This is a genomic window from Nocardioides sp. SYSU D00065 (assembly GCF_017916425.1).
Taxonomy (GTDB): Bacteria; Actinomycetota; Actinomycetes; order Propionibacteriales; family Nocardioidaceae; genus Nocardioides.
On sequence record NZ_JAFMSX010000001.1, the window covers coordinates 910,307 to 929,881 of the forward strand.

General features: G+C 72.0%; 17 protein-coding genes. 7 read left to right on the plus strand and 10 right to left on the minus strand.

Annotated elements, in window-relative coordinates; genetic code table 11:
* Positions 1–40 precede the first annotated feature (40 nt).
* A complete protein-coding gene (locus tag J3P41_RS04480; RefSeq protein WP_210649004.1) occupies positions 41–5,707 on the minus strand; it encodes a GH92 family glycosyl hydrolase in 5,667 nt (1,888 codons plus the stop codon).
* Positions 5,708–5,887: 180 nt separating this feature from the next.
* Here J3P41_RS04480 and J3P41_RS04485 point away from each other — a divergent pair, with 180 nt between their 5' ends.
* Together J3P41_RS04485 and J3P41_RS04490 are read left to right on the plus strand one after the other, a co-directional pair.
* The gene (locus tag J3P41_RS04485; RefSeq protein WP_210649005.1) at positions 5,888–6,328 is read left to right on the plus strand and encodes a hypothetical protein; all 441 of its coding nucleotides are present in this window, start codon (positions 5,888–5,890) and stop codon (positions 6,326–6,328) included.
* A 222-nt stretch (positions 6,329–6,550) separates the two neighbouring features.
* Positions 6,551–6,949 carry a DUF6174 domain-containing protein gene (locus tag J3P41_RS04490; protein WP_210649006.1) on the plus strand — a complete coding sequence of 133 codons (399 nt, stop codon included), beginning with the start codon at positions 6,551–6,553 and terminating at the stop codon, positions 6,947–6,949.
* A 407-nt stretch (positions 6,950–7,356) separates the two neighbouring features.
* Here J3P41_RS04490 and J3P41_RS18860 read toward each other — a convergent pair whose 3' ends face one another.
* The 5 genes from J3P41_RS18860 to J3P41_RS04515 all read right to left on the minus strand — a co-directional run bounded on the left by J3P41_RS18860 (position 7,357) and on the right by J3P41_RS04515 (position 11,998).
* On the minus strand, positions 7,357–7,683 hold the full coding sequence (locus tag J3P41_RS18860; RefSeq protein WP_210649007.1) for a DUF2511 domain-containing protein: 327 nt from the start codon (positions 7,681–7,683) through the stop codon (positions 7,357–7,359).
* A gap of 132 nt (positions 7,684–7,815) precedes the next feature.
* On the minus strand, positions 7,816–8,469 hold the full coding sequence (locus J3P41_RS04500) for a Type 1 glutamine amidotransferase-like domain-containing protein (protein WP_210649008.1): 654 nt from the start codon (positions 8,467–8,469) through the stop codon (positions 7,816–7,818).
* 116 nt (positions 8,470–8,585) lie between these two features.
* On the minus strand, positions 8,586–9,266 hold the full coding sequence (locus tag J3P41_RS04505; RefSeq protein ID WP_210649009.1) for a lytic transglycosylase domain-containing protein: 681 nt from the start codon (positions 9,264–9,266) through the stop codon (positions 8,586–8,588).
* A 406-nt stretch (positions 9,267–9,672) separates the two neighbouring features.
* Positions 9,673–10,998 carry a PhoH family protein gene (locus J3P41_RS04510; RefSeq protein ID WP_210649010.1) on the minus strand — a complete coding sequence of 442 codons (1,326 nt, stop codon included), beginning with the start codon at positions 10,996–10,998 and terminating at the stop codon, positions 9,673–9,675.
* Positions 10,999–11,218: 220 nt separating this feature from the next.
* Positions 11,219–11,998, minus strand: a complete 780-nt coding sequence (locus tag J3P41_RS04515; protein WP_307861827.1) for an isoprenyl transferase — start codon at positions 11,996–11,998, stop codon at positions 11,219–11,221.
* A gap of 95 nt (positions 11,999–12,093) precedes the next feature.
* Between J3P41_RS04515 and J3P41_RS04520 the strand changes: the two genes are divergently transcribed.
* Complete coding sequence (locus J3P41_RS04520; protein WP_210649012.1) at positions 12,094–12,819, plus strand: hemolysin III family protein; 726 nt, start codon at positions 12,094–12,096, stop codon at positions 12,817–12,819.
* A 9-nt stretch (positions 12,820–12,828) separates the two neighbouring features.
* On the opposite strand, the gene J3P41_RS04525 is transcribed toward J3P41_RS04520, so the two are convergent.
* Entirely contained in the window at positions 12,829–13,773 is a 945-nt protein-coding gene (locus J3P41_RS04525; protein WP_210649013.1) for a DUF1353 domain-containing protein, read from the minus strand.
* A 91-nt stretch (positions 13,774–13,864) separates the two neighbouring features.
* Here J3P41_RS04525 and J3P41_RS04530 point away from each other — a divergent pair, with 91 nt between their 5' ends.
* The gene (locus J3P41_RS04530; RefSeq protein ID WP_210649014.1) at positions 13,865–14,854 is read left to right on the plus strand and encodes a YihY/virulence factor BrkB family protein; all 990 of its coding nucleotides are present in this window, start codon (positions 13,865–13,867) and stop codon (positions 14,852–14,854) included.
* Between the two features lie 10 nt (positions 14,855–14,864).
* Here the strand turns inward: J3P41_RS04530 and J3P41_RS04535 are convergent, their stop codons facing one another.
* Genes J3P41_RS04535 through J3P41_RS04545 form a run of 3 tightly spaced genes read right to left on the minus strand, consistent with a single transcriptional unit; the run spans position 14,865 to position 16,254 of the window.
* A complete protein-coding gene (locus J3P41_RS04535; protein WP_210649015.1) occupies positions 14,865–15,518 on the minus strand; it encodes an HAD family phosphatase in 654 nt (217 codons plus the stop codon).
* Positions 15,515–15,985, minus strand: a complete 471-nt coding sequence (locus J3P41_RS04540) for a PTS glucose transporter subunit IIA (RefSeq protein ID WP_307861828.1) — start codon at positions 15,983–15,985, stop codon at positions 15,515–15,517. Before J3P41_RS04540 ends, J3P41_RS04535 begins: the two co-directional genes overlap by 4 nt.
* Positions 15,982–16,254 (minus strand): glucose PTS transporter subunit EIIB, encoded by a 273-nt coding sequence (locus J3P41_RS04545; RefSeq protein WP_210649016.1) that lies wholly within the window; start codon positions 16,252–16,254, stop codon positions 15,982–15,984. The genes J3P41_RS04540 and J3P41_RS04545 overlap by 4 nt, the downstream gene beginning before the upstream one ends.
* Positions 16,255–16,349: 95 nt before the next feature.
* Here J3P41_RS04545 and J3P41_RS04550 point away from each other — a divergent pair, with 95 nt between their 5' ends.
* From J3P41_RS04550 to nagA, 3 genes are read left to right on the plus strand one after another with little or no spacing between them, the layout of a single operon-like run.
* Entirely contained in the window at positions 16,350–17,120 is a 771-nt protein-coding gene (locus J3P41_RS04550) for a GntR family transcriptional regulator (protein ID WP_210649017.1), read from the plus strand.
* Complete coding sequence (locus J3P41_RS04555; protein WP_307861829.1) at positions 17,117–18,364, plus strand: PTS transporter subunit EIIC; 1,248 nt, start codon at positions 17,117–17,119, stop codon at positions 18,362–18,364. Before J3P41_RS04550 ends, J3P41_RS04555 begins: the two co-directional genes overlap by 4 nt.
* A 4-nt stretch (positions 18,365–18,368) precedes the next feature.
* Positions 18,369–19,499, plus strand: coding sequence for an N-acetylglucosamine-6-phosphate deacetylase (gene nagA / locus J3P41_RS04560; protein ID WP_210649018.1), 1,131 nt, complete (start codon positions 18,369–18,371; stop codon positions 19,497–19,499).
* The last annotated feature ends 76 nt before the right edge of the window (positions 19,500–19,575 follow it).

A 19,575-nucleotide genomic window follows, 5' to 3' on the forward strand; every position in this document is an offset into this window, starting at 1 on the left:
CGTCCCGGCCCGCCGGTGTGGTGCGTGGTGCTGCGTACGGTCAGCGCCGTACGCGGACCACCGTGTTCGCGGTGGCCTTCCGCACCGAGTCCGTGCCGAGGAATCGCGCCGTCACGCGGACCTTGCCGGGCCTGCGGAGGACCGGGAGCTGGATCCGCGCCCGGCCGTCGCGCACCTTGGCGACCACCCGTGTGCCGCCGACCGTGAGCCGCACCCGGCCGCCGTCGACGGGGGCGCCGCCGCGCAGGACCACGCGGACCACGGCGCTGAGCCGCGTGCCCGCCGCCACGGCCTTCGGCAGCGCGAGCCTCACCCGCGCCGTCGCCTTCGCCACCGTGATGCCCAGCTCCGCGGTGGCCGGCTGGAGCCCCCGGCCACCGGCGTACGACGCCGTCACCGTGTGCCGTCCGGCCGCGAGCGACCGGTCGAGCGCGACGGTGAACGTGCCCCCTGTGGCGGTGACGGTGCGGTAGGCCTTGCCGTCGACGGCGACACTCACGTCACCGGTGACCGGCCGGGAGCCCGAGCGGAGCGTCCCGGTAATCATGGTCGCCCTTCCGTGTGCCCGTCCGGCGCCGCTCAGGGCGAGGGAGACGGGCGCCGCCTCGGTGGGAGGCGCCGGGTCGACCGGCGGGTCCACCGGGGTGGTCACGGGCGGGTCCACCGGCGGGTCCACCGGCGGGTCCACCGGCGGGTCGACGGGCGGGTCCACCGGGTCGCCCGCGAGGACCGTCACCCGGTCGATCGCGATCGTGCCCGGGTCGAGCCGCAGGCCCAGCGTCGGCTTCCAGGACTCGAGCGTCCCCTCGTCGAGGGCGTACGCCGCGAGGCCGCCGTTGTAGCGTCGCCACGCGCCGTCCTCCTCGATCCACGAGCTCACCTCGCCGTGGTCGACCACGAAGGCCACCCGGTCGCCCGGGTCCACGCTGAGCGGGCCGTTGGCACGACCGACCGCCTTGCCCGCGGAGGAGGCGGCGAAGTCGTAGCCGGTCTCCTTGCGGCTGTGGTTGTACCAGTTCATCCACTGGTTCTGGTTGTCGGCCGAGGCCCCGACGAAGATGCTGTCCTCCGCGGCGCGGTTGCCGGCGAACGACCGGGGCTCGACGACGAGCGCCCAGCGCTCGCCACCCTCCACGGGCGGCACCACGTTGCCCCAGGCACGCCCAGTCGCCGTCGCCTCCAGCACGCCGTCGGCGGTGTCGACCGACAGGGCGGGCAGCGGCTCGCCGCCCGCTCGGGTGGCGTACTGCGCCAGCTTGTCGGTGCTGAAGTCGTCGTCCCAGACCACGGCACCGAAGGTGTCGGGATCGAAGGGCTCCGATCCCGGCTTCTCGACGCCGGCCGCCGGCACCTCGGGTCCGGGCACGGCCACGCCGGCCTCGGTGACCCACTTGGCGCCGTCGTCGTACTTGGTGATGGTGAAGGAGTCCAGGGTCTCCCCCGGCGCCTTCGGAGCGGCACCGCCCGCCTCGACGTAGGTCACGACCGACTCGTAGGTCAGCGTGTCGCCCTCGACGCGGATGTGCTGGAACGTCGAGGTGTCCTGCGCCCTGACGACCGCGGTGGCCCGGTTGCGGGTCCACACGTTGTCGTTCTCGGGCGCCGCGCGGTACTGCTTCTGACCCGCGTTGGCGACGACGTACACCGGACCGGTGGAGACGCCCTGCGTGTCGGTGCGGTGCCGGTTCATGAAGCCGCGGCCGTAGGCGTGGTCGTGGCCCTGCAGGACCAGGTCCACGTCGTGACGCTCGATCACCGGGCCGACGTAGCGACGCCAGTTGTCCTCGTCGCGGAAGGCCCCGCTGTCGGAGATGCCGGTGGAGAACTGCGGCTGGTGGACCAGCACGACGCTCCACTTGTGCGGGTTCTCCTCCAGCACCCGGTCCAGCCAGGTGGCCTGCATCGACATCCACACGTGCCGGGCGACGTCGCAGCTCCACGTCGCGAGGCCCGGGACGGTCGTCATCGGGCAGATGTCGTCGCGGTTGGCGTTGAGCACGACGAACCGGACGCCCTGGTGGTCGCTGTAGGTCACGGTGTCCTTCAGCACCGAGGCGAGGTGCTCGCCGTACGTCGCGGCGTACGGCCCCGCGTCGGCGGCCACGGGGCCGTTGCCGTCGAACTCGAAGGTGTCCTTGTAGTGCTCCATGAAGGGCTCGGGCCCGACCTCGTGGTTGCCCGGCGTGGCGAGCGAGGTGGTGGTGCGCGCGTGGTAGCCCACGCCGGAGAACCAGTCGTCCCACTCCTTCTCGTTGGTGGAGGTGTTGACCATGTCCCCGGCGTAGAGGCGCAGGCTGGCGTCGGGAACGGCCTTCCACGCGTCGGCGACCGTCTTCGGCCACACCGTGTCGATGCCCTCCTGGGCGTCGCCGAAGTAGAGGAACGACAGCGCGTCGTCCTCGTCGCCTGCGGTCGTGAACGTCTGCCACGGGCTCCAGGTGCTGCCCGCGCCGACGCGGTACTCGTACGCCGTGGCCGGCGTGAGACCGGTGAGCCGCGCCGAGTGGCTGCGCGAGGGGTAGCCGCCGACGGTGCGCTCGGCCTGCTCGACGGCGTCCACGGTCTGCGCGGTGCCGCCGACGGTGCGGTACTCGACCTTGCCGTCGATGGGCAGCGCGCTGCTGCTGCGCCACGTCACGTGCTGCGAGGTCGCCGGGGCCTCGGTGCTGGTGAGGATGACCCGGTCCGGCGTGCCGGTGGGCGCGTTCGGGTCGACGTACTCCTGCGGGGAGGTGGCGACGTCGAAGATGTGCATGACCCCGGAGTACGTCGCCTGCGGCAGCACGACGGCGTCGACGGTCTTGCTGCGGTCGAGCGGCGCCGGACGGGTCGCGAAGACCTTGAACGTCCCGGCGCCGGTCGTGCCGTTGGCGTTGTTGCGCCCGCTCACGCTGAACAGCTCGGTGTTGCCGTTGCCGCTGCCGGTCCAGTCGTTGAGCGTGACCGGGACCCGCTGCGTGCTGCCGTCGGCGTACTCGACGACCGCGGTGCCGGAGGACGGGCCGTTCGTGGCCAGCCCCATGAAGGAGATGCTGCCGGCGTTGCCGTTCGCGAGGTCCACCCGCTGGCCGTTGGGGATCCAGTTGTCCGGCTCGCCCGGCTCGGTGTCGGGCCAGGTGAAGGTGAGGCCGGTGTCCCCGAAGGGGATCTGCTGACCCGGTGCCGCGCCCTTGCTCGCGAGCGTCTGGCGGGAGAAGGACCAGTCGCTGAGGTCCATCGAGCCCATCCGGGCCTGGCCGTCCGGCGAGGTGCCGACGTTGTTGCGCGCGTCGATGCCCTCGCCGTACGACGGCGGGACGTCGTCCGCGCCGGTGCCCCACGTGCCGGGGGTGGCGGCCATGGTGAGGTCGAGCGTGCCGCCGTCACGGGCGAAGTCCTCGCCGACCCAGCTCTTCGTGGTGGCGACGCCGTCGACCTTCATCGCCGTGGTGTAGCGCTGCCCTGCCGAGACGCCCGGCGCGTTGATCTCGTACACCCGGTCGGAGCCGAGGCTGCGCAGGGTGACCTTGTCGAACATCGGGGCGGTGACCAGCAGGTTCGAGGTGCCGGGGATGACCGGCGCGACGCCGATGTTCGCGAAGACGTACCAGGCGCTCAGCGCGCCCTCGTCGTCGTTGCCGGGCAGGCCCGAGGGAGTGGTGTCGTAGAGCTCGGTGACGGCGCGGCGCAGGACGTCGGTGGTCTTGTGCGGCGCCTGCAGCCAGCTGTAGACCCACGGCGTGCTCAGCGCGGCCTCGTTGGAGAGGTAGTTGCCGGTCTTGTCGTAGGCACCGGCGTCGAGCTCGGCCATCAGCACGTCGAGCGCGCGCAGGGAGGCCGACCGGCCGCCGCGTCGCTCGACCAGCTCGGCGATGTTGTGCGGGACCATCCAGCCGTACTGGTAGCCGGTGGACTGGTTGAACTGCTCGCCGTAGGTACCGGTGCCGCGGTTGGCGAGGTTCTGGTTGCGGTCGAAGCCGGTGCGCTCGCGCGGGCGGATGTGCTGGGTCTGCGGGTCGAAGACGTTCTGCCAGTTCTGCGCGCGGACCATGAACGCGTCGTGCGCCGCCGTGTCGCCGAGGCGGTCGGCGAGCTGCGCGATGGCGAAGTCGTCGACGGCGTACTCGAGGGTGCGCGAGGTGGCGTGGTTGCCCTTGCGGTTCTCGATGAACCCGGCCGCCGCGAACTGGAAGGCCTCCGTGCGCGTGGAGTTCGTGGCTGGCAGCTCCTGGGTGGCCAGCATCGAGTCGAGGGCAGCCCGCCGGTCGTAGTCGGTCGCACCGAACGCGTCGAGCGTGGAGAGGATGACCTGGTAGTTGTCGCCGGACATCCGCGCGGCGCCGGGCGACCACTTGCCCGTCTGCTGGGTCAGCGCGACGATCGAGCGGTTGATGTCGACCGCGACGTCGGGGAAGAGCATGGCGATCAGCTGCGCCTGGCTGCGGTACATGTCCCAGCCCTGGCCGGCGAAGTTGATCCGGCGGAAGAAGTCGTGACCTTCCTCGACCTGGTGCACCTGGCCGTCGTAGCCGAGGTAGCGGCCGTCCGCGTCCTGGCCGATGGTCGGCTGCAGCAGCGCGTGGTACAGCGCGGTGTAGAGCTTGGTGCGCTCCGCGTCCGTGCCACCGGCGACCTCGACGGTGCCCAGGGCCTGCTCCCAGGCGGCCTTCGCGTCGGCGCGGACGTCGTCGAAGGACGAGCCGGCGGTCTCCGCCTCGGCGTTGGCCGCCGCGGCGTCGACGCTGGTGTAGCTGAACCCGGTCTTCGCGGTGACGACGGCGTCGTCGGCGAAGGTGACCCAGCCGCCGGTGCGGTGGCGCTGGTCGGAGCCGGTGTCGCCGGCGACGGACGCCTCGGTCGAGCCGGCGGTCATCGTGCCGTTGGTCCACGTGCCGTACGAGGCGAACGCCTGGTCGTACGTCGTGGAGAAGTAGGCGCGGTAGAAGTTGCCGTTGTCGCACACGTCGGTGCCGTACATCGAGCCGCTGACCGTGCGGGTCTCGGGGTCGATGTCGAGGTCCACCTCGAAGGTGCGGTTGTTGGCGCCGGAGGCGTCGAGGACCAGCGTCGAGCCGTCGGCGTCGGAGAAGTCGAAGCGGCTGACGGCCGTGCGCCGCGTCGCGGTGAGCTCGGTGCTCGTGCCGTCGGCAGTCGTCACCTGGTAGTAGCCGGGCTCGGAGACCTCGTCGTCGTGGCTGAAGTCGAGGAAGTAGGAGCGGTGCTGCCCGTCGACCGCGGGGTTGCGCGGCAGCGTGCCGTCGGCCGCGAGCTCACCGGCGTACGGGATCGTCGGGAACTCGTAGCCGCCGAAGCGGGTGTGGCATCCCGTGCCGGAGTAGCGCGTCATGCCGAAGCCGCGGATCTGGTTCGCGGTGTACTCGTAGCCGCCCTTCTCGCGGACCAGGTCGTTGGTCTCGCCGACCTTGTACGTCGTCGGGCTCGGCTGCACCATGCCGAACGGCAGCGCCGCGCCGGGGTAGGTGTTGCCGTAGGCGTCGTTGCTCTTGTTCTGGGTGGTGTCGAGCTCGGTGCCGATGAACTGGTCGACGGCGTCGAACGGGGCGAGGGTCGAGGCGGCGGCCGTCGCCGCTGCGCTCGCGGACAGGGGCGGCTGGGCCGTGGCGGTCGAGGCGCTCGACGCGACCAGACCGAGGCCGACGGTCGCTGCCAGCACGAGGCTGCTGCGACGACGTCGACCGACGCCGGAGGGGGCTCCGGGTCGGGGCATGGCGGGTCCTTTCGGAGGGAGACATGACGAAGGCGCCCCCGCGAGCAGGCGCCTGGCCTGAAAGGTTTCAGGACGGGGTGGCAGGCAGCGTTCCTCCGAGCGACCGCTGGGTGAACGCGGCCTTTCGCACGAGTGCCGCGCGCCCTGGACCGGCTACGCTCAGCAGGAGGGGGGATCGCGATGCGGACTCGTACGGCGACGGGATGGCTGGTCGCGTCGATCACTGCCATGGGCGCCGGAGCCGGGTGCAGCGGCGACGACCGCGCGCCCGCGGACGACGCGACGACGGCGGGCCCCGTGATCGCGGTGCGTGGCTGGGATGCGTACCCCGCAGCGCAGGTGTCTGGCCGCCTCGAGCTGGCCGCGGGCTGCCTCCTCGTCGGGGACTCGGTGGCGTTCTGGGCCGACGGAACCACGTGGGACGCGACCGAGCGAGCAGTCGTCTTCGACTCAGGACAGTCGGTCGCCCTCGGCGACCGCTTCTCCGGCGGCGGTGGGCACTACGGGGAGGCTCACGTCCGAGGCCTTGAGGGCGTGGACGCGGACGCGGTCGTGGACTGCCTGCACCGCACCGGCGCCGTCGACGCCGTGTTCGCGACTCCACCCGCCGCTTCGGAGTGACCCCGGACGTCATACGGGCAGGGCCGGCGCCTGCCCCGTCCGTATGACGTCGTGGCGCCAGCCACCCGCGCCGCCCAGCTGGCGGTCAGCGCCGGCCGCGTCCTCCCTGCCGAAGTCCGCTCGCGCAGCTCACCGAGGCTATGGTCCCTTGGAGGTCGACCGCTGGCGGGAGGGCTTGGCATGGCTGGACGGAGACATTCGTACGCCGTTGCAGCGTCGGTCGTGGCAGCGGCCGTCACCGGCTGCTCCACGTACGAGCCGGCTCCCGGAGGTCCAGCGCCGGCGTCGGAGCGCCCTGAACTCCCGCAGGACTACCGATTCGTCCTCACCTCCTCGTGCGGCGAGCGCCCGCTCATCGGTCGCTACCGCGTGGAGGTGCGCGATGGCGCCGTGCAATCCGCCGAGCCGCTGCAGGGCACCGTCGCGCGGCCGGAGCTCGCCGACGTACCCACCTTGGCCGGCCTGCTGGACCGGGCCGACCAGGCCGAGGCGGGCGCGGAGGTGACGCTGGCGGTGGACGACAAGGGCCTCCCAAGCAGTCTGAACATCGACCCGTCGTCCGAGGTGACCGACGACGAGGAGTGCTACGAGGTCACCGACGTGTCGCCGCTGCGGCGATGACCACCACCGGCTCGTACGGACACGTTCGGCCACTCGGCTCGGCCGCAGCTCGGCAGGGCTGGCGAACCACTTCGAACGAACCTCGACCACGATGTCGAGCCTGCGGGAGTCGTAGGCCACGCAGGTGGATCCGGACGCTCGGGCAGACGAGCCACGGCGTTCGCTGGCGGTCAGAGCCGCACGCCGAGGTGCTTCGCCACCAAGTCTTCGATCTCGGCTACGGAGGCGACTCCCCCGGAGGCCACGCCTGCGATGGTGCCGTCCTCGGCTATGAACATGAAGGCTGGAAAGCCCCGCTGCACCCTGCCGAACTGTGGGTGTGCATAGATGTCCCGCCTGGGTCCGCGACCGATGGCGTTCCGATCTCGGCAGGGACGGATGCCCCTCGCCGCGGCGGATCCGGACGGTCAGTCGCAGAGCGACTTCCCTCGATCGACCAGCGGTCGCAGACTCATCCGCGAGTCCGGGCGCAAGGGGTCGTGCGACCAGGCCCTCCTGAACCTGCGCGAGAGGTCCTGAAGCTCTACGTCGGTGTCGATGTAGTCAGTCCGTCCTGCGATGGTGACTGAGACATCGCCTTCGAGACACGTCAGAAGTGCAGAGTCGACGTTGAGCGGCCACTCGGAGCCGAGCTCGCTCCGCCCGATCTCCTCGGATTCGCCGAAGCCTTTGTCGGGGCTGGAGCACGCGCCGAGGAAGGCGATGCTCGCGATCGCGACGAGGAGCCGATGCACGCAGCGAAGCGTAGATCCCCTTCGCGCAAGATCGCCGACGCGGAGCACGCTTCTCGGCACGAGCGCGCTCAGCGCCGGGCAGATCTCGGGCGCGAAAGCGCTCGTCGACTCAGGATGGGGACCGTGGCGTGACTAGACGCCGAACCGCGTCCACTCACCTTCGGAGACCACCTCGACGGTGCCGTCGACCACCTGGATCGCGGTCTGCTCGTCACTCGCGTAACCGGGCCCGCCGAGCTCGGCTGCCCACCGTTCCGCGTCCAGGGTGTTCTCCGGGAACGCGTTGAGGTGCGGGAAGATCGAGAAGTCGACGACTCCCAGAGAGCGGTCGTCCACCGCGGACGGCCACTCCACGAAGCTGGACCCGATCCGTGGAGCGAGGACCATGCTTCCCGCGCTCACCCCGACCCACACCATGTCGGTCAGCGACGGCAGCAGGTCAGCCAGGCCGGACTCCCGCATCCAGTGGCTGAGGTACGTCGCGTCGCCGCCATCGACCAGCAGCACGTCGGCGTCCCGCACCCACGACTGCCACCGCTCCGCGCCGATCGTCGGGAGCGCCGTGAGCTCCAGCACGCCTACCGACGCCCAACCGAGGTCGGTCAGGTTGGTCCCGTCGCCGGCGACGGAGCGACGTACGGATCCGGGGCCACACATGGGATGGCCCCACTGAGCCGTCGGGACGGAGAGGGCGTGGCATTCCTCGATCGGTCTGCCGAGCAGCTCCACGAGCGCGCCGCGGATGCTCGGGTTGGTGACGCCGCCCGACGTGAGCAGGAACTTCATGACGCCTCCCGGCGTGGAGGAGGAATGTGTGGCAGAGGGTCGCGGCACTCCAGGCTCACACTAGTCCCGCGGGAATACCACTCGCCGGACCGCCGACAGCTCGACGACGATCAGCGTCAGTACCAGCCGTTGCCCTGCTTGAAGTCCCAGGCGCTGCAGGGGGTCCCGTAGGTGTCGCGGATGTACTCCAGGCCCCAACGGATCTGCGACTCAGCCGACGTCATGTAGTCGGCGGGCAGCTCGTGCAGCTGCGTCAGCGCCTGCGGGATGCCGTACGCCGACGAGGTGGGGTTGTCGGCGTCGATGCGCCAGTCGGACTCGCTCACGTAGAGCGCGTCCAGGCACGAGAACTGGTCGGAGGAGAAGCCGTAGACCGGCAGGAGCGCCCGGGCGATGTCGCGGGGGTCTGCCTCGGAGAGCGTCTGCGAGCGGGTCACCGCGGCGCCGCCCGACATCGCCAGCGCCGTCGCCTTGGCAGCATCGGTACGTCGTGCCGAGCGGGAGGCCACCGAACGCTGCGAGCGCTGCTCGAGCCGGTCCGCCGCGGGCTCCGGCGTCGACGAGCCGGCCGCCGGGCGGGGAGAAGCGCTGGACGAGCTGGTCGCCAGGTCGGCCGCGGCCGGGGTCAGCACGGCCGGGTCGCTGGCGGAGATCCCGCCCGCGACGCTCACCCCGGTCACTGCGGCGGCCACCCCGGTGAGGGCGACGCCGGTGCGCAGGGCGCGGCGCGGGGCACGTACGGCCTTGTGCTTGCCAGGGGCGCGGTGCTTGGGGACGTACTTGTCGGGCTTGGGCACAGGGTTCACAGAGGGGGTCGACGACAGGGGGGGGCACGTCGCAGGACGCGGGCGGACCGGCCTCGACGACTCGGGCGACAGTACGGGCGGCGGGGTTGCGGGGGTCGCTCACCAGCCGACGACCGGAGTCACGAGGAGGTCACCAGCCACCATGCACGAGGCCTTCGGGGCGTGCAAACCGAACGCCCGGATTGATGACGTCTTGTGGATCACGTCGGCAAGGAACGCGCCACATCGAGCCCACCAGCCCCATACGTCACATCCGTCTGCTGGCAGCGGCGATGTAACGCCGTGTTACTGCTTGTACGCCCGGTCGTGTACGGGGGTGGGTAGGTGCAGTAACACGGCGTTACATCGGGCGGGGGCGCCGACAGCGGCCGGCGGCCGGAGCCGCCGCGCGCCCGGCTCAGAGGGTGACGTCCTCCAGCATCTCGGTCACCAGGGCGGCGATCGGGGAGCGCTCCGAACGGGTCAGGGTGACGTGGGCGAACAGGGGGTGGCCCTTGAGCTTCTCCACCACCGCGACGATGCCGTCGTGACGCCCGACCCGCAGGTTGTCACGCTGGGCGACGTCGTGGGTCAGCACGACCTTGGAGTTCGCGCCGATGCGCGACAAGACGGTCAGCAGCACGTTGCGCTCGAGCGACTGCGCCTCGTCGACGATCACGAAGGCGTCGTGCAGCGACCGGCCGCGGATGTGGGTGAGCGGCAGCACCTCGAGCATCCCGCGGTCCATCACCTCGTCGACCACGTCGCGCGAGACCAGCGCCCCGAGCGTGTCGAACACCGCCTGGGCCCACGGCGACATCTTCTCGTTCTCCGAGCCGGGCAGGTAGCCCAGCTCCTGCCCGCCGACGGCGAACAGCGGGCGGAAGACCACGACCTTCTTGTGCTGGCGGCGCTCCATCACCGCCTCGAGCCCGGCGCACAGCGCCATGGCGGACTTGCCCGTGCCGGCACGGCCGCCGAGCGAGACGATGCCGACCTCGGGGTCGAGCAGCATCTCCAGGGCGACCCGCTGCTCGGCGGAGCGCCCGTGGATCCCGAAGGCGTCCCGGTCGCCGCGCACGAGGTGGACGCGCTTGTCCGCGCCGACGCGGCCCAGCGCCGTACCCCTCTCCGAGAGCAGGACCAGCCCGTTGTGGCACGGCAGGTCGCGCGCCTCCGCGAGGTCGATGACCCCGTCCTCGTAGAGCTCGTCGAGGTCGGTGGCCGGGACCTCGAGCTCGGCCATGCCGGTGTAGCCGGTGTCGGAGCTGCTGATCGCCTCGGCTCGGTACTCCTCGGCGTCGAGGCCCACGGCGGAGGCCTTGATGCGCAGCGGCAGGTCCTTGGAGACCAGCGTGACGCGATGTCCCTCGTCGGCGAGATTGCGCGCGACGGCGAGGATGCGCGTGTCGTTGTCGCCGAGCCGGAAGCCCGAGGGCAGCGCGTCGGGGCTGGTGTGGTTGAGCTCGACGCGGATGGTGCCGCCCTCGCTGCCGATGGCGACCGGCTCGTCGAGCCGCCCGTGGACGACCCGCAGCTCGTCGAGGGAGCGCAGCGCCGACCGCGCGAAGAAGCCGAGCTCCGGGTGGTGCCGCTTGCCCTCGAGCTCGGTGATCACGACGACCGGCAGCACCACCTCGTGCTCGGCGAAGCGCTTGAGCGCCCCGGGGTCGGCGAGGAGGACGCTGGTGTCGAGGACGTAGGTCCGACGTGCGGTGCTGGGCGATGAGGTGTTGCTGGCCACGACTAACCCCTAGCTGCGGGTCGGCGCGCGCACTCCTCGCCCGGCCCGATGTCATTCAACGGACCGGAGAGCTCCCATCTGAGTGCTCAAGGACTGCCTCCCGGTTCAGCAGGCTTCCCCACCTGCCGATGTGGCGAACGTACGCCCGTCCGCCACACCCGGACCGCCGACACGCCCGAACGTGGGGTGAGCAGCAGGTGACGCTTCGACCGCGGCCGGCTCAGCCGCCGAAGCGACGCTCGCGGGCGGCGTACGCCCGTATCGCGCGCAGGAAGTCGACGCGCCGGAAGTCCGGCCACAGGGCCTCGCAGAAGTAGAACTCCGAGTTGGCCGACTGCCACAGCAGGAAGCCGCCGAGGCGCTGCTCGCCGGAGGTGCGGATGACCAGGTCGGGATCGGGCTGGCCCTTGGTGTAGAGGTGCTCGGCGATGTGCTCGACGTCGATGAGGTCGGCGAGCTCCTCCAGCGAGGTGCCGCGCGCCGCGTGGTCGGCCAGCAGCGCGCGTACGGCGTCGGCGATCTCGCGCCTCCCGCCGTAGCCGACCGCGACGTTGACCAGCACGCCGTCGATGTGGCGGGTGGCCTCCTCGGCCGCCTTGAGCTGCTCGGCCGTCTCGGTCGGCAGCAGGTCGAGCGCGCCGACGGGGTGGATCCGCCAGCGACCGGCCTCGGCGAGCGAGGCGACGGCGCCCTCGATGATGCGCAGCAGGCCGGCGATCTGCTCGGGCGGACGGTTGGTGAGGTTGTCGCTGGACAGCAGCCACAGCGTGACGACCTCGATGCCGACCTCCTCGCACCAGCCGAGGAGCGGACGGATGTTGTCGGCGCCCGCCTGGTAGCCCTCGGCGGTGTTGGCGCCGACGGCCTTGGCCCAGCGCCGGTTGCCGTCGAGCATCACCCCGACGTGCTTGGGAAGGCGGTCCGCGGACAGGGACTTCACGACCCGGGACTCGTACGCCGGGTAGAGCACCCGTCGCACGGCGTCCTTCACGTTGACCACCGACCGATCGTAACGCCGCCCGAGCGAGCACTCGGCACGGTCGGCTGCGCGCGTCACCGACGTCCGGGTATTTTCGGCACCATGGAGACCAGGGCATGACATCTCGCGACCGCGTCGAGCACGCTGTGGAGCGCGCCGGCGGGATCATGGCCGACAAGATGGCCGAGGTGAAGCCGCGACTGCGCGGTTGGCTGCACGCCGCGACCGCGCCGCTGGCCCTCGCCGCGGGCATCGTGCTGGTGGCCCTGTCCCCCACCGCCTCCACGCGGATCGGGTCCACCGCCTTCGCGCTGTCGGCGCTGCTGGTGTTCACCGTGTCCGCGATCTACCACCGCGGCGAGTGGTCGCCGCGCACCTGGGCGTTCCTGCGGCGCTTCGACCACGCCAACATCTTCGTGCTGATCGCTGGCACCTACACCCCCTACGCGCTGCTGTTCCTCGACGGCTCCGCCCGCACGACGTTGCTCGTCGTGGTGTGGGCCGCCGCGATCGCGGGAGTGGTCTTCCGGGTCTTCTGGACCGATGCCCCGCGCTGGCTCTACACGCCGATGTACATCGCGCTGGGCTGGGCCGCGGTCTTCTTCATCCCGCAGTTCATGGAGGGCGCCGACAAGTTCAGCTCGGGCATCGCGATCGCGACGCTCGTGCTGGTCGCGATCGGCGGCATCCTCTACACGCTCGGCGGCGTCGTCTACGGCCTCAAGCGACCCAACCCCTCGCCGCGGTGGTTCGGCTTCCACGAGGTGTTCCACTCCTTCACCGTGCTGGCGTTCGCCGCCCACTACATCGGTGTCTCGCTGGCGACGTACTCGCTGCGCTAGCGGGCCGGCTCAGCCGAGGGTGAGCAGCGCGAAGGTGGCGAGGGAGCTCGCCACGACGAGCGCGGCCAGCGCCCACGCCAGCACCGGCGCGCGCCGGGCCAGGCGCTCGAGCGCGAGGTAGGACGCCCCGATCGCCGCCAGCCCGATCGTCACGTGGAACAGCACCGCGAGCATCACCCCGGCGATCGCGCCGGCCATCCGCAGCCGCCCCCACAGCAGGCTGAGCGCCAGCGGCAGCACGACGGTGCCGGCGAGGCCGCCGACCAGCTCGAGCCACCACGGCCGCTCACCCATCCACGGCACGTCGACGGCACCGACCCAGGATCGGTCGAGGAGGTCGCTGGTCGAGGAGTAGCCGAGGAAGAGGATGGTCGTGATCGTCACGACGGCCGCCACGCGGTAGGACCAGTGCCGTGCCCGCGACCACGGCACGGACTCGCTTACGAAGATCGTCGCCACCGTGACCGCGGTCCACACGATCCAGCGGCGGATCACGCCCGTGCCGGTGTCGGCCATCGCGTCGCGGAAGATGCGGTCGGCCGCGACCCGGTCCACGACGTGCCCGTCGGTGGAGTCGTACGACGCCGGGTCGTCGCCGCCGGCCACCAGCGCGTCGTGCAGCAGGGCGGCCGGGAGGTGGGCGCCGGTCTTGGGCACCAGCCACGTGAACAGCGCCGGCACCGAGGTCAGGTCGGTGCGGAAGCCCGGAGTCGCCGGGACCAGCAGCTCCCCGAGGTGGCGGTCGAGGTAGGCCAGACGGCGCTCGAGCTCGAAGAGCTCCGCGTCCTCCTCGGCGTGCCGCTCGAGGACGATGCGCGGGTCGGCGTCGCGGTCGGGCGGCTCGCCCGGGCCCGCCGCACTCGGCAGCGTGCCGCCGTCGTAGAAGCGACGCGGCTCACGCGCCACCTGCCGCGGGAGCCGTACGACCGCTCCCCTGCGCTCCCGAGACTGCATGTCCCCAGTGTGGTGGCCCGGACCGACACCCGGCACCACCCGCCCCCACCCGTCCTCCCCGACCGCGCCGCGGTCCACCTAGGGTGCGCCCATGACCACCGCGCGTACCGTCCCGGTCACCACGGAGATGGACGGCGACGAGCTCGACGCCCTCGACGCGTGGCACCTCGCGCGCCAGCACGGCCTGCGCAGCATCGCGGTCGAGTCGTTCGTGCGGTTCCGCTACGGCGACGGGTTCACCAACTCGCGCGCGCTCGCCCTGCAGGCGTGCCTGGCGGTCGTGCCCTTCCTGCTGGCCCTGACCGGGCTCGCCGCCGACCTCGACGAGGAGCGCCCGGCTGCGGTCGTCGCCCACGTCGTCGACTCCGTCTCCCCCGGCGCCGGTGAGAGCGACGCCCTCGCCTCGGCGGTCAGCACGGGCGACGAGGACGAGCGGGCGGGCGAAGTGGCCCTGGTCCTCGGCCTCGGCTTCGCCCTGATGTCGATGACGACCGCGATGGCCCAGGTCGAGCGCGGCGCCAACCGCATCTACGGCATCCGGCGGGACCGCAAGGCGATGTTCAAGTACGGCCGCGCGGCCGTGCTGACCGCGGTCCTGGCCCTGCCGGTGGCGACCGGCTTCGTGATGATCGTCGGTGGCGCCGCGCTCGGCGAGGCGATGGCGCAGAGCTACGGGTGGTCGGCGCGCACGGTGACGTGGTGGAACGTGCTGCGCTGGCCGGTGGGTCTGAGCCTGCTGGTCCTGACGATCGCGGTGCTGCTCGACCACGCCCCGCGCCGCCGGCAGCCGGCGCTGTCGTGGCTGGCGCTGGGCGCGGCCATCGCCGTGCTGCTCAGCGCGCTCGCGACCGTGGGACTGGCGCTCTACGTCTCCCTCAGCGGCTCCTTCGGCGACGTCTACGGGCCGCTGGCCGGCATCTTCGCCCTGCTGCTGTGGGCCCTGCTGTCCTCCATCGCGCTCTTCTACGGCACCGCGGTCTGCGCGCAGCTCGAGGCGCTGCGGGCCGGGGAGGCCGCCCCGTCGCTGGACGACCCCGGGCGCCCGCACGCACGCACCGTCGGCGACCACAGCGACGGCTGAGACGGCCGCCTCAGCCGTCCAGCAGGGCCCGAAGCGGACGCAGGTCGTCGTGCACCTCGACGGCACCGGCCTCGAGCAGCACCTCGGGCGCGTGGCTGGTGCTGAGGCCGTGCACCTGTCGTACGCCGGCGCCCAGCGCGGCTCGTACGCCGGCCGGCGAGTCCTCGGCCGCCAGCGCCTGCGCGGGATCGGCGCCCAGACGCTCGCAGGCGAGCGCGAACCCCGCCGGGTGCGGCTTGCCGTCCACGACGTCGCGGGCGGTGACGACCACGTCGACGCTGTCGAGCCCGAGCGACAGCGACTCCACCAGCGAGCGCTCCACCCAGGCGGGGCCCGCGGAGGTGACGATCGCGACCGGCGTACGGGTGGCGCGGGCCGCCTCGATCAGCTCGCGCGCGCCCGGCACGGCCAGCGCTGCCTCGTCGGGCACGTGCAGCAGCACCTCGGCGAGGACGGCCGCCGGGTCGAGCCCGGCCCACGGACCCGGTTCGGTGGCGAAGACGTCCTCGGCGCGCCGGCCGGTGAAGATCGTCAGGTCGGGGACGTCCCAGCCCTTGTGGGCGAAGAACGCCTCGTAGCCGCGGCGGTGCAGCGGCTCGGAGTCGACGAGGGTGCCGTCGAGGTCCAGCAGGAGCGCCGAGACACCGGCGAGAGGTCGGCTCATGGAGTGACGAAGAGCACGTCGCCCGCCGCGACGGCGCTGCCGATCGCGTCGCTGGTGACGGAGCCCTTCTGAGCGTCCATGAGGACCACGGGCACGACGGGCGAGACGTCCTGCCCGTCGGCGGACGCGGGCAGCGTCGACGGGTCCCAGGTCACCATCGGGTCACCGGCGGCGACCTCGCTGCCCTGGGTCGCGTGCACCTCGAAGCCCTCGCCGCGCAGCCGCACGGTGTTGATGCCGAGGTGCACCAGCACGCCGACGCCGTCGCCGAGCACTACGAAGGCGTGCGGCAGCACCTTGACGACCGTGCCGGCGATCGGGGAGACCACGGTGGTCGGGCCGGCGTCCGGCTCGATGGCGACCCCGGGGCCCACCATCTCCTCGGCGAAGACCGGGTCGGGCACGTCGGCCATCGCCAGCACCCGGCCGGGGCAGGGGGCGAGGACGCGGACGGAGGGAGCCGTCACATCAGGTCCTCGATGTCGTCGGCGAGGTTGTCGGCCTCGGGGCCGACGACGACCTGCACGACGGTGCCGCTGGCCATCACGCCGTGGGCGCCGGCGGCCTTGAGGGCGGCCTGGTCCACGAGGGAGCCGTCCTTGACCTCGGTGCGGAGGCGGGTGATGCAGGCCTCGATCTCCACGACGTTCTGCGCGCCGCCGAGGCCGGCGAGGATCTGCTCTGCCTTGCTGCTCATCTGGGTTCCTTCCGTGGTGCCGTCGATGCCGACCACCATCGTGGTCCTTGACAACTCCGGGCGCCAGCGCGATGCTCGACGGCTGGTACGTACCAGACCGTACCAATTCGTCGGCACGAGGTCGAGAGGACGGCATGGCCCGCAGAATCGACGAGGGTCCCCGCCCCAAGCACGCGCAGCTCAGCGACGTGCTGGCCGACCTCGCGACGCGTGAGCTCGGGCCGGACACCGCGATCCCCTCGGAGCGCGAGCTGATGGCGACGTACGACGTCTCGCGCGCCACCGTGCGCAAGGCCATCGACAGCCTGGTGGCCGGCGGCCTGCTCCACCGGATCCAGGGCAAGGGCACGTTCGTGGCGCGGCCGCGCGTGGAGAGCCGGCTGCACCTCGCGTCATTCTCCGAGGACATGCGCCGGCGCGGGCTCGAGCCGTCGACCCGGTTGATGCTGGTGGACGAGGAGCGCCCGCCGGCCGAGGTCGCCAACGCATTGCGCCTGGGTGCGCGTGGGACCGCCTGGCGCATCGACCGGGTCCGCCTGGCCGACGGCCAGCCGATGGCCATCGAGCAGGGCTGGTACCCGCGCGCCCTCCTGCCCGCCCTCGACACCGAGGACCTCAGCGGCTCGCTCTACACGCTCTTCGCGGCGCACTACGACCTGGTCATCGACGTCGCCGAGCAGACGCTGTGGGGCGAGGCGGCCGAGGGCGCGACCGCCCGCCGACTGGAGGCACCCGTGCACACCCCGCTCCTGGTCTTCCGCCGCATCTCCAGCGCCGCGGGCCGACCCGTCGAGTACGTCGTCTCGCGCTACCGCGGCGACCGCTACCAGGTCCACATGAACCTCGGCGCCGACAACGGCGCCACCGGGAAAACCAGCACCACCGGAAGGGAAGCATCCTCGTGACAACCCAGGACGCCGCCGCGAGCGGCACCGCCCCAGAGAAGCGCAGGTTCAACCTCGCGCCCGTGCAGAAGTTCGGCCGCAGCCTCATGCTGCCCATCGCCGCACTCCCCGTCGCGGCGCTGCTGCTGCGGCTCGGCCAAGCCGACCTGCTCGGCGCGGACGGCCTCGGCTGGGTCGACGTCGCGGCCGTCGTCGGCGCGGCCGGCAACGCGCTGTTCGCCAACCTGCCGCTGCTGTTCGCGGTCGGCATCGCCATCGGCATGGCTCGCAAGTCCGACGGCTCGACGGCGCTGGCCGCCGTCGTCGGCTACCTCGTCTTCAAGGGCGTCGGCGACGCGATGTCGCCGGTCATCCTCGACGGGGACGAGCTCATCAACTACGGGGTGCTCGGCGGCATCGTGTCCGGCCTGGTGAGCGCCTGGCTGTGGCAGAGGTACTACCGCACCTCCCTGCCGCCGTACCTCGCCTTCTTCGGCGGTCGCCGGTTCGTGCCGATCCTCACCGCCTTCGCGATGCTGGTGGTCTCGGTGCTGATGAGCTTCGTCTACCCCGCCTTCGACGCCGGCATCACCGGCCTCGGCGAGTGGGTGACCGACAACGCGGTGCTCGGCGGCTTCGTCTACGGCACCATCAACCGGCTGCTGATCCCGCTCGGCCTGCACCACATCCTCAACAACCCGCCGTGGTTCATCTTCGGCGAGTACACCTCCGGCGGGGAGACCTACCACGGCGACATCGAGCGCTTCCTCGCCGGCGACCCGACCGCCGGCGCGTTCATGACCGGCTTCTTCCCGATCATGATGTTCGCCCTGCCCGCAGCGGCCATCGCCATCTGGCACGAGGCCAAGCCGCAGAACAAGAAGCTCGTCGGCGGCATCATGCTCTCCGCCGCGCTGACGGCGTTCCTGACCGGCGTCACCGAGCCGCTCGAGTTCGCGTTCATGTTCGTCGCGTTCCCGCTCTACGTCATCCACGCGTTCCTGACCGGTTCGTCGATGGCGCTGACCAACGCGCTCGGCATCAAGGACGGCTTCGGCTTCTCGGCGGGCCTGTTCGACTACGTGCTGAACTTCGGCATCGCGACCAAGCCGCTGCTCATCATCCCGATCGGCCTGGCCTACGGCGCGGTCTACTACTTCCTCTTCCGGTTCGTCATCCGCAAGTGGAACCTCAAGACGCCCGGCCGCGAGGACGACGACGCGGCGGGCGGCGGCTCGGTCCTCGAGCAGGACAACAAGGCCTGAGCGGGTGATCCTCACCGCAGGGCAGGTGGTCACCCCGGCGCGGATCCTCGCGCCGGGGTGGCTGTCCGTCGAGGGTGACCGCATCGCCGCGGTGGGCGAGGGCGCGCCGCCGCGCGCGGCCGACCTCGACCTGGGCGAGGCCACCGTCGTCCCCGGGTTCGTCGACCTGCACGTGCACGGCGGCGGCGGCGCGTCCTTCGACGCCGGTACGGCGGACGCGGCGGGCGTCGTGGCCGCCGCCCACCTCGCCCACGGCACGACGTCGATGGCGGCCAGCCTGGTCACCGACACGCCGGCGCGGATGACCGCCGCCGTGCGTGAGCTGGGCCTGCTCGTCGACGACGGCCTCCTCGCCGGGATCCACCTCGAGGGTCCGTGGCTCAGTCCCCAGCGCTCCGGCGCCCACCAGCCCGGTGCGCTGTCCGCCCCTGACCCGGCAGCCGTGGAGTCGCTCCTGGCCGCGGGCGACGGCGCCGTACGCATGGTCACCCTCGCCCCGGAGCTGCCGGGCGGGATCGAGGCGGTGCAGCGGCTCACCGCCGCCGGCGTGGTCGCCGCGGTGGGCCACACGGACGCTACGTACGACGAGGCGCGCGCGGCGCTCGACGCCGGCTCGCCGCTGGGCACCCACCTGTTCAACGCCATGCGGCCCCTGCACCACCGCGACCCCGGCGCGGTCGGAGCGCTGCTCGACGCGCCCGTCGACGTCGAGCTGATCGCCGACGGCGTGCACCTGCACCCCGCGCTGGTGCGCACCGTGTTCGCCGCGAAGCCGGGGCGCTGCATCCTGGTCACCGACGCGATGGCCGCAGCGGGCGCTCCGGACGGCGACTACCGGCTCGGACCGATGACCGTCGAGGTCCGCGACGGCGTGGCCCGGCTGGCCGCCGCCGACGGCCGCGGGGCGATCGCCGGCTCGACGCTCACCATGGACGCCGCCGTGCGCCACGCCGTACGCACCGCCGGCCTGCCGCTCATCGACGTCGTCCGCGCTGCGAGCACGACGCCTGCGAACGCGTGGGGGCTGGGCGACGTGGGCGCGCTGGAACCCGGTCGCCGGGCCGACCTCGTCGTGCTCGACGACGACCTGCAGGTGGTCCGGGTGATGCGGGCGGGGGCCTGGGTCGCGGGCTGACCGGGCTGTCGGTTGGGCGCCGGCGATCCCGAGCGCCCCACCGGCCCCAGCTTCATCACGGTATGTCGCTGGATGG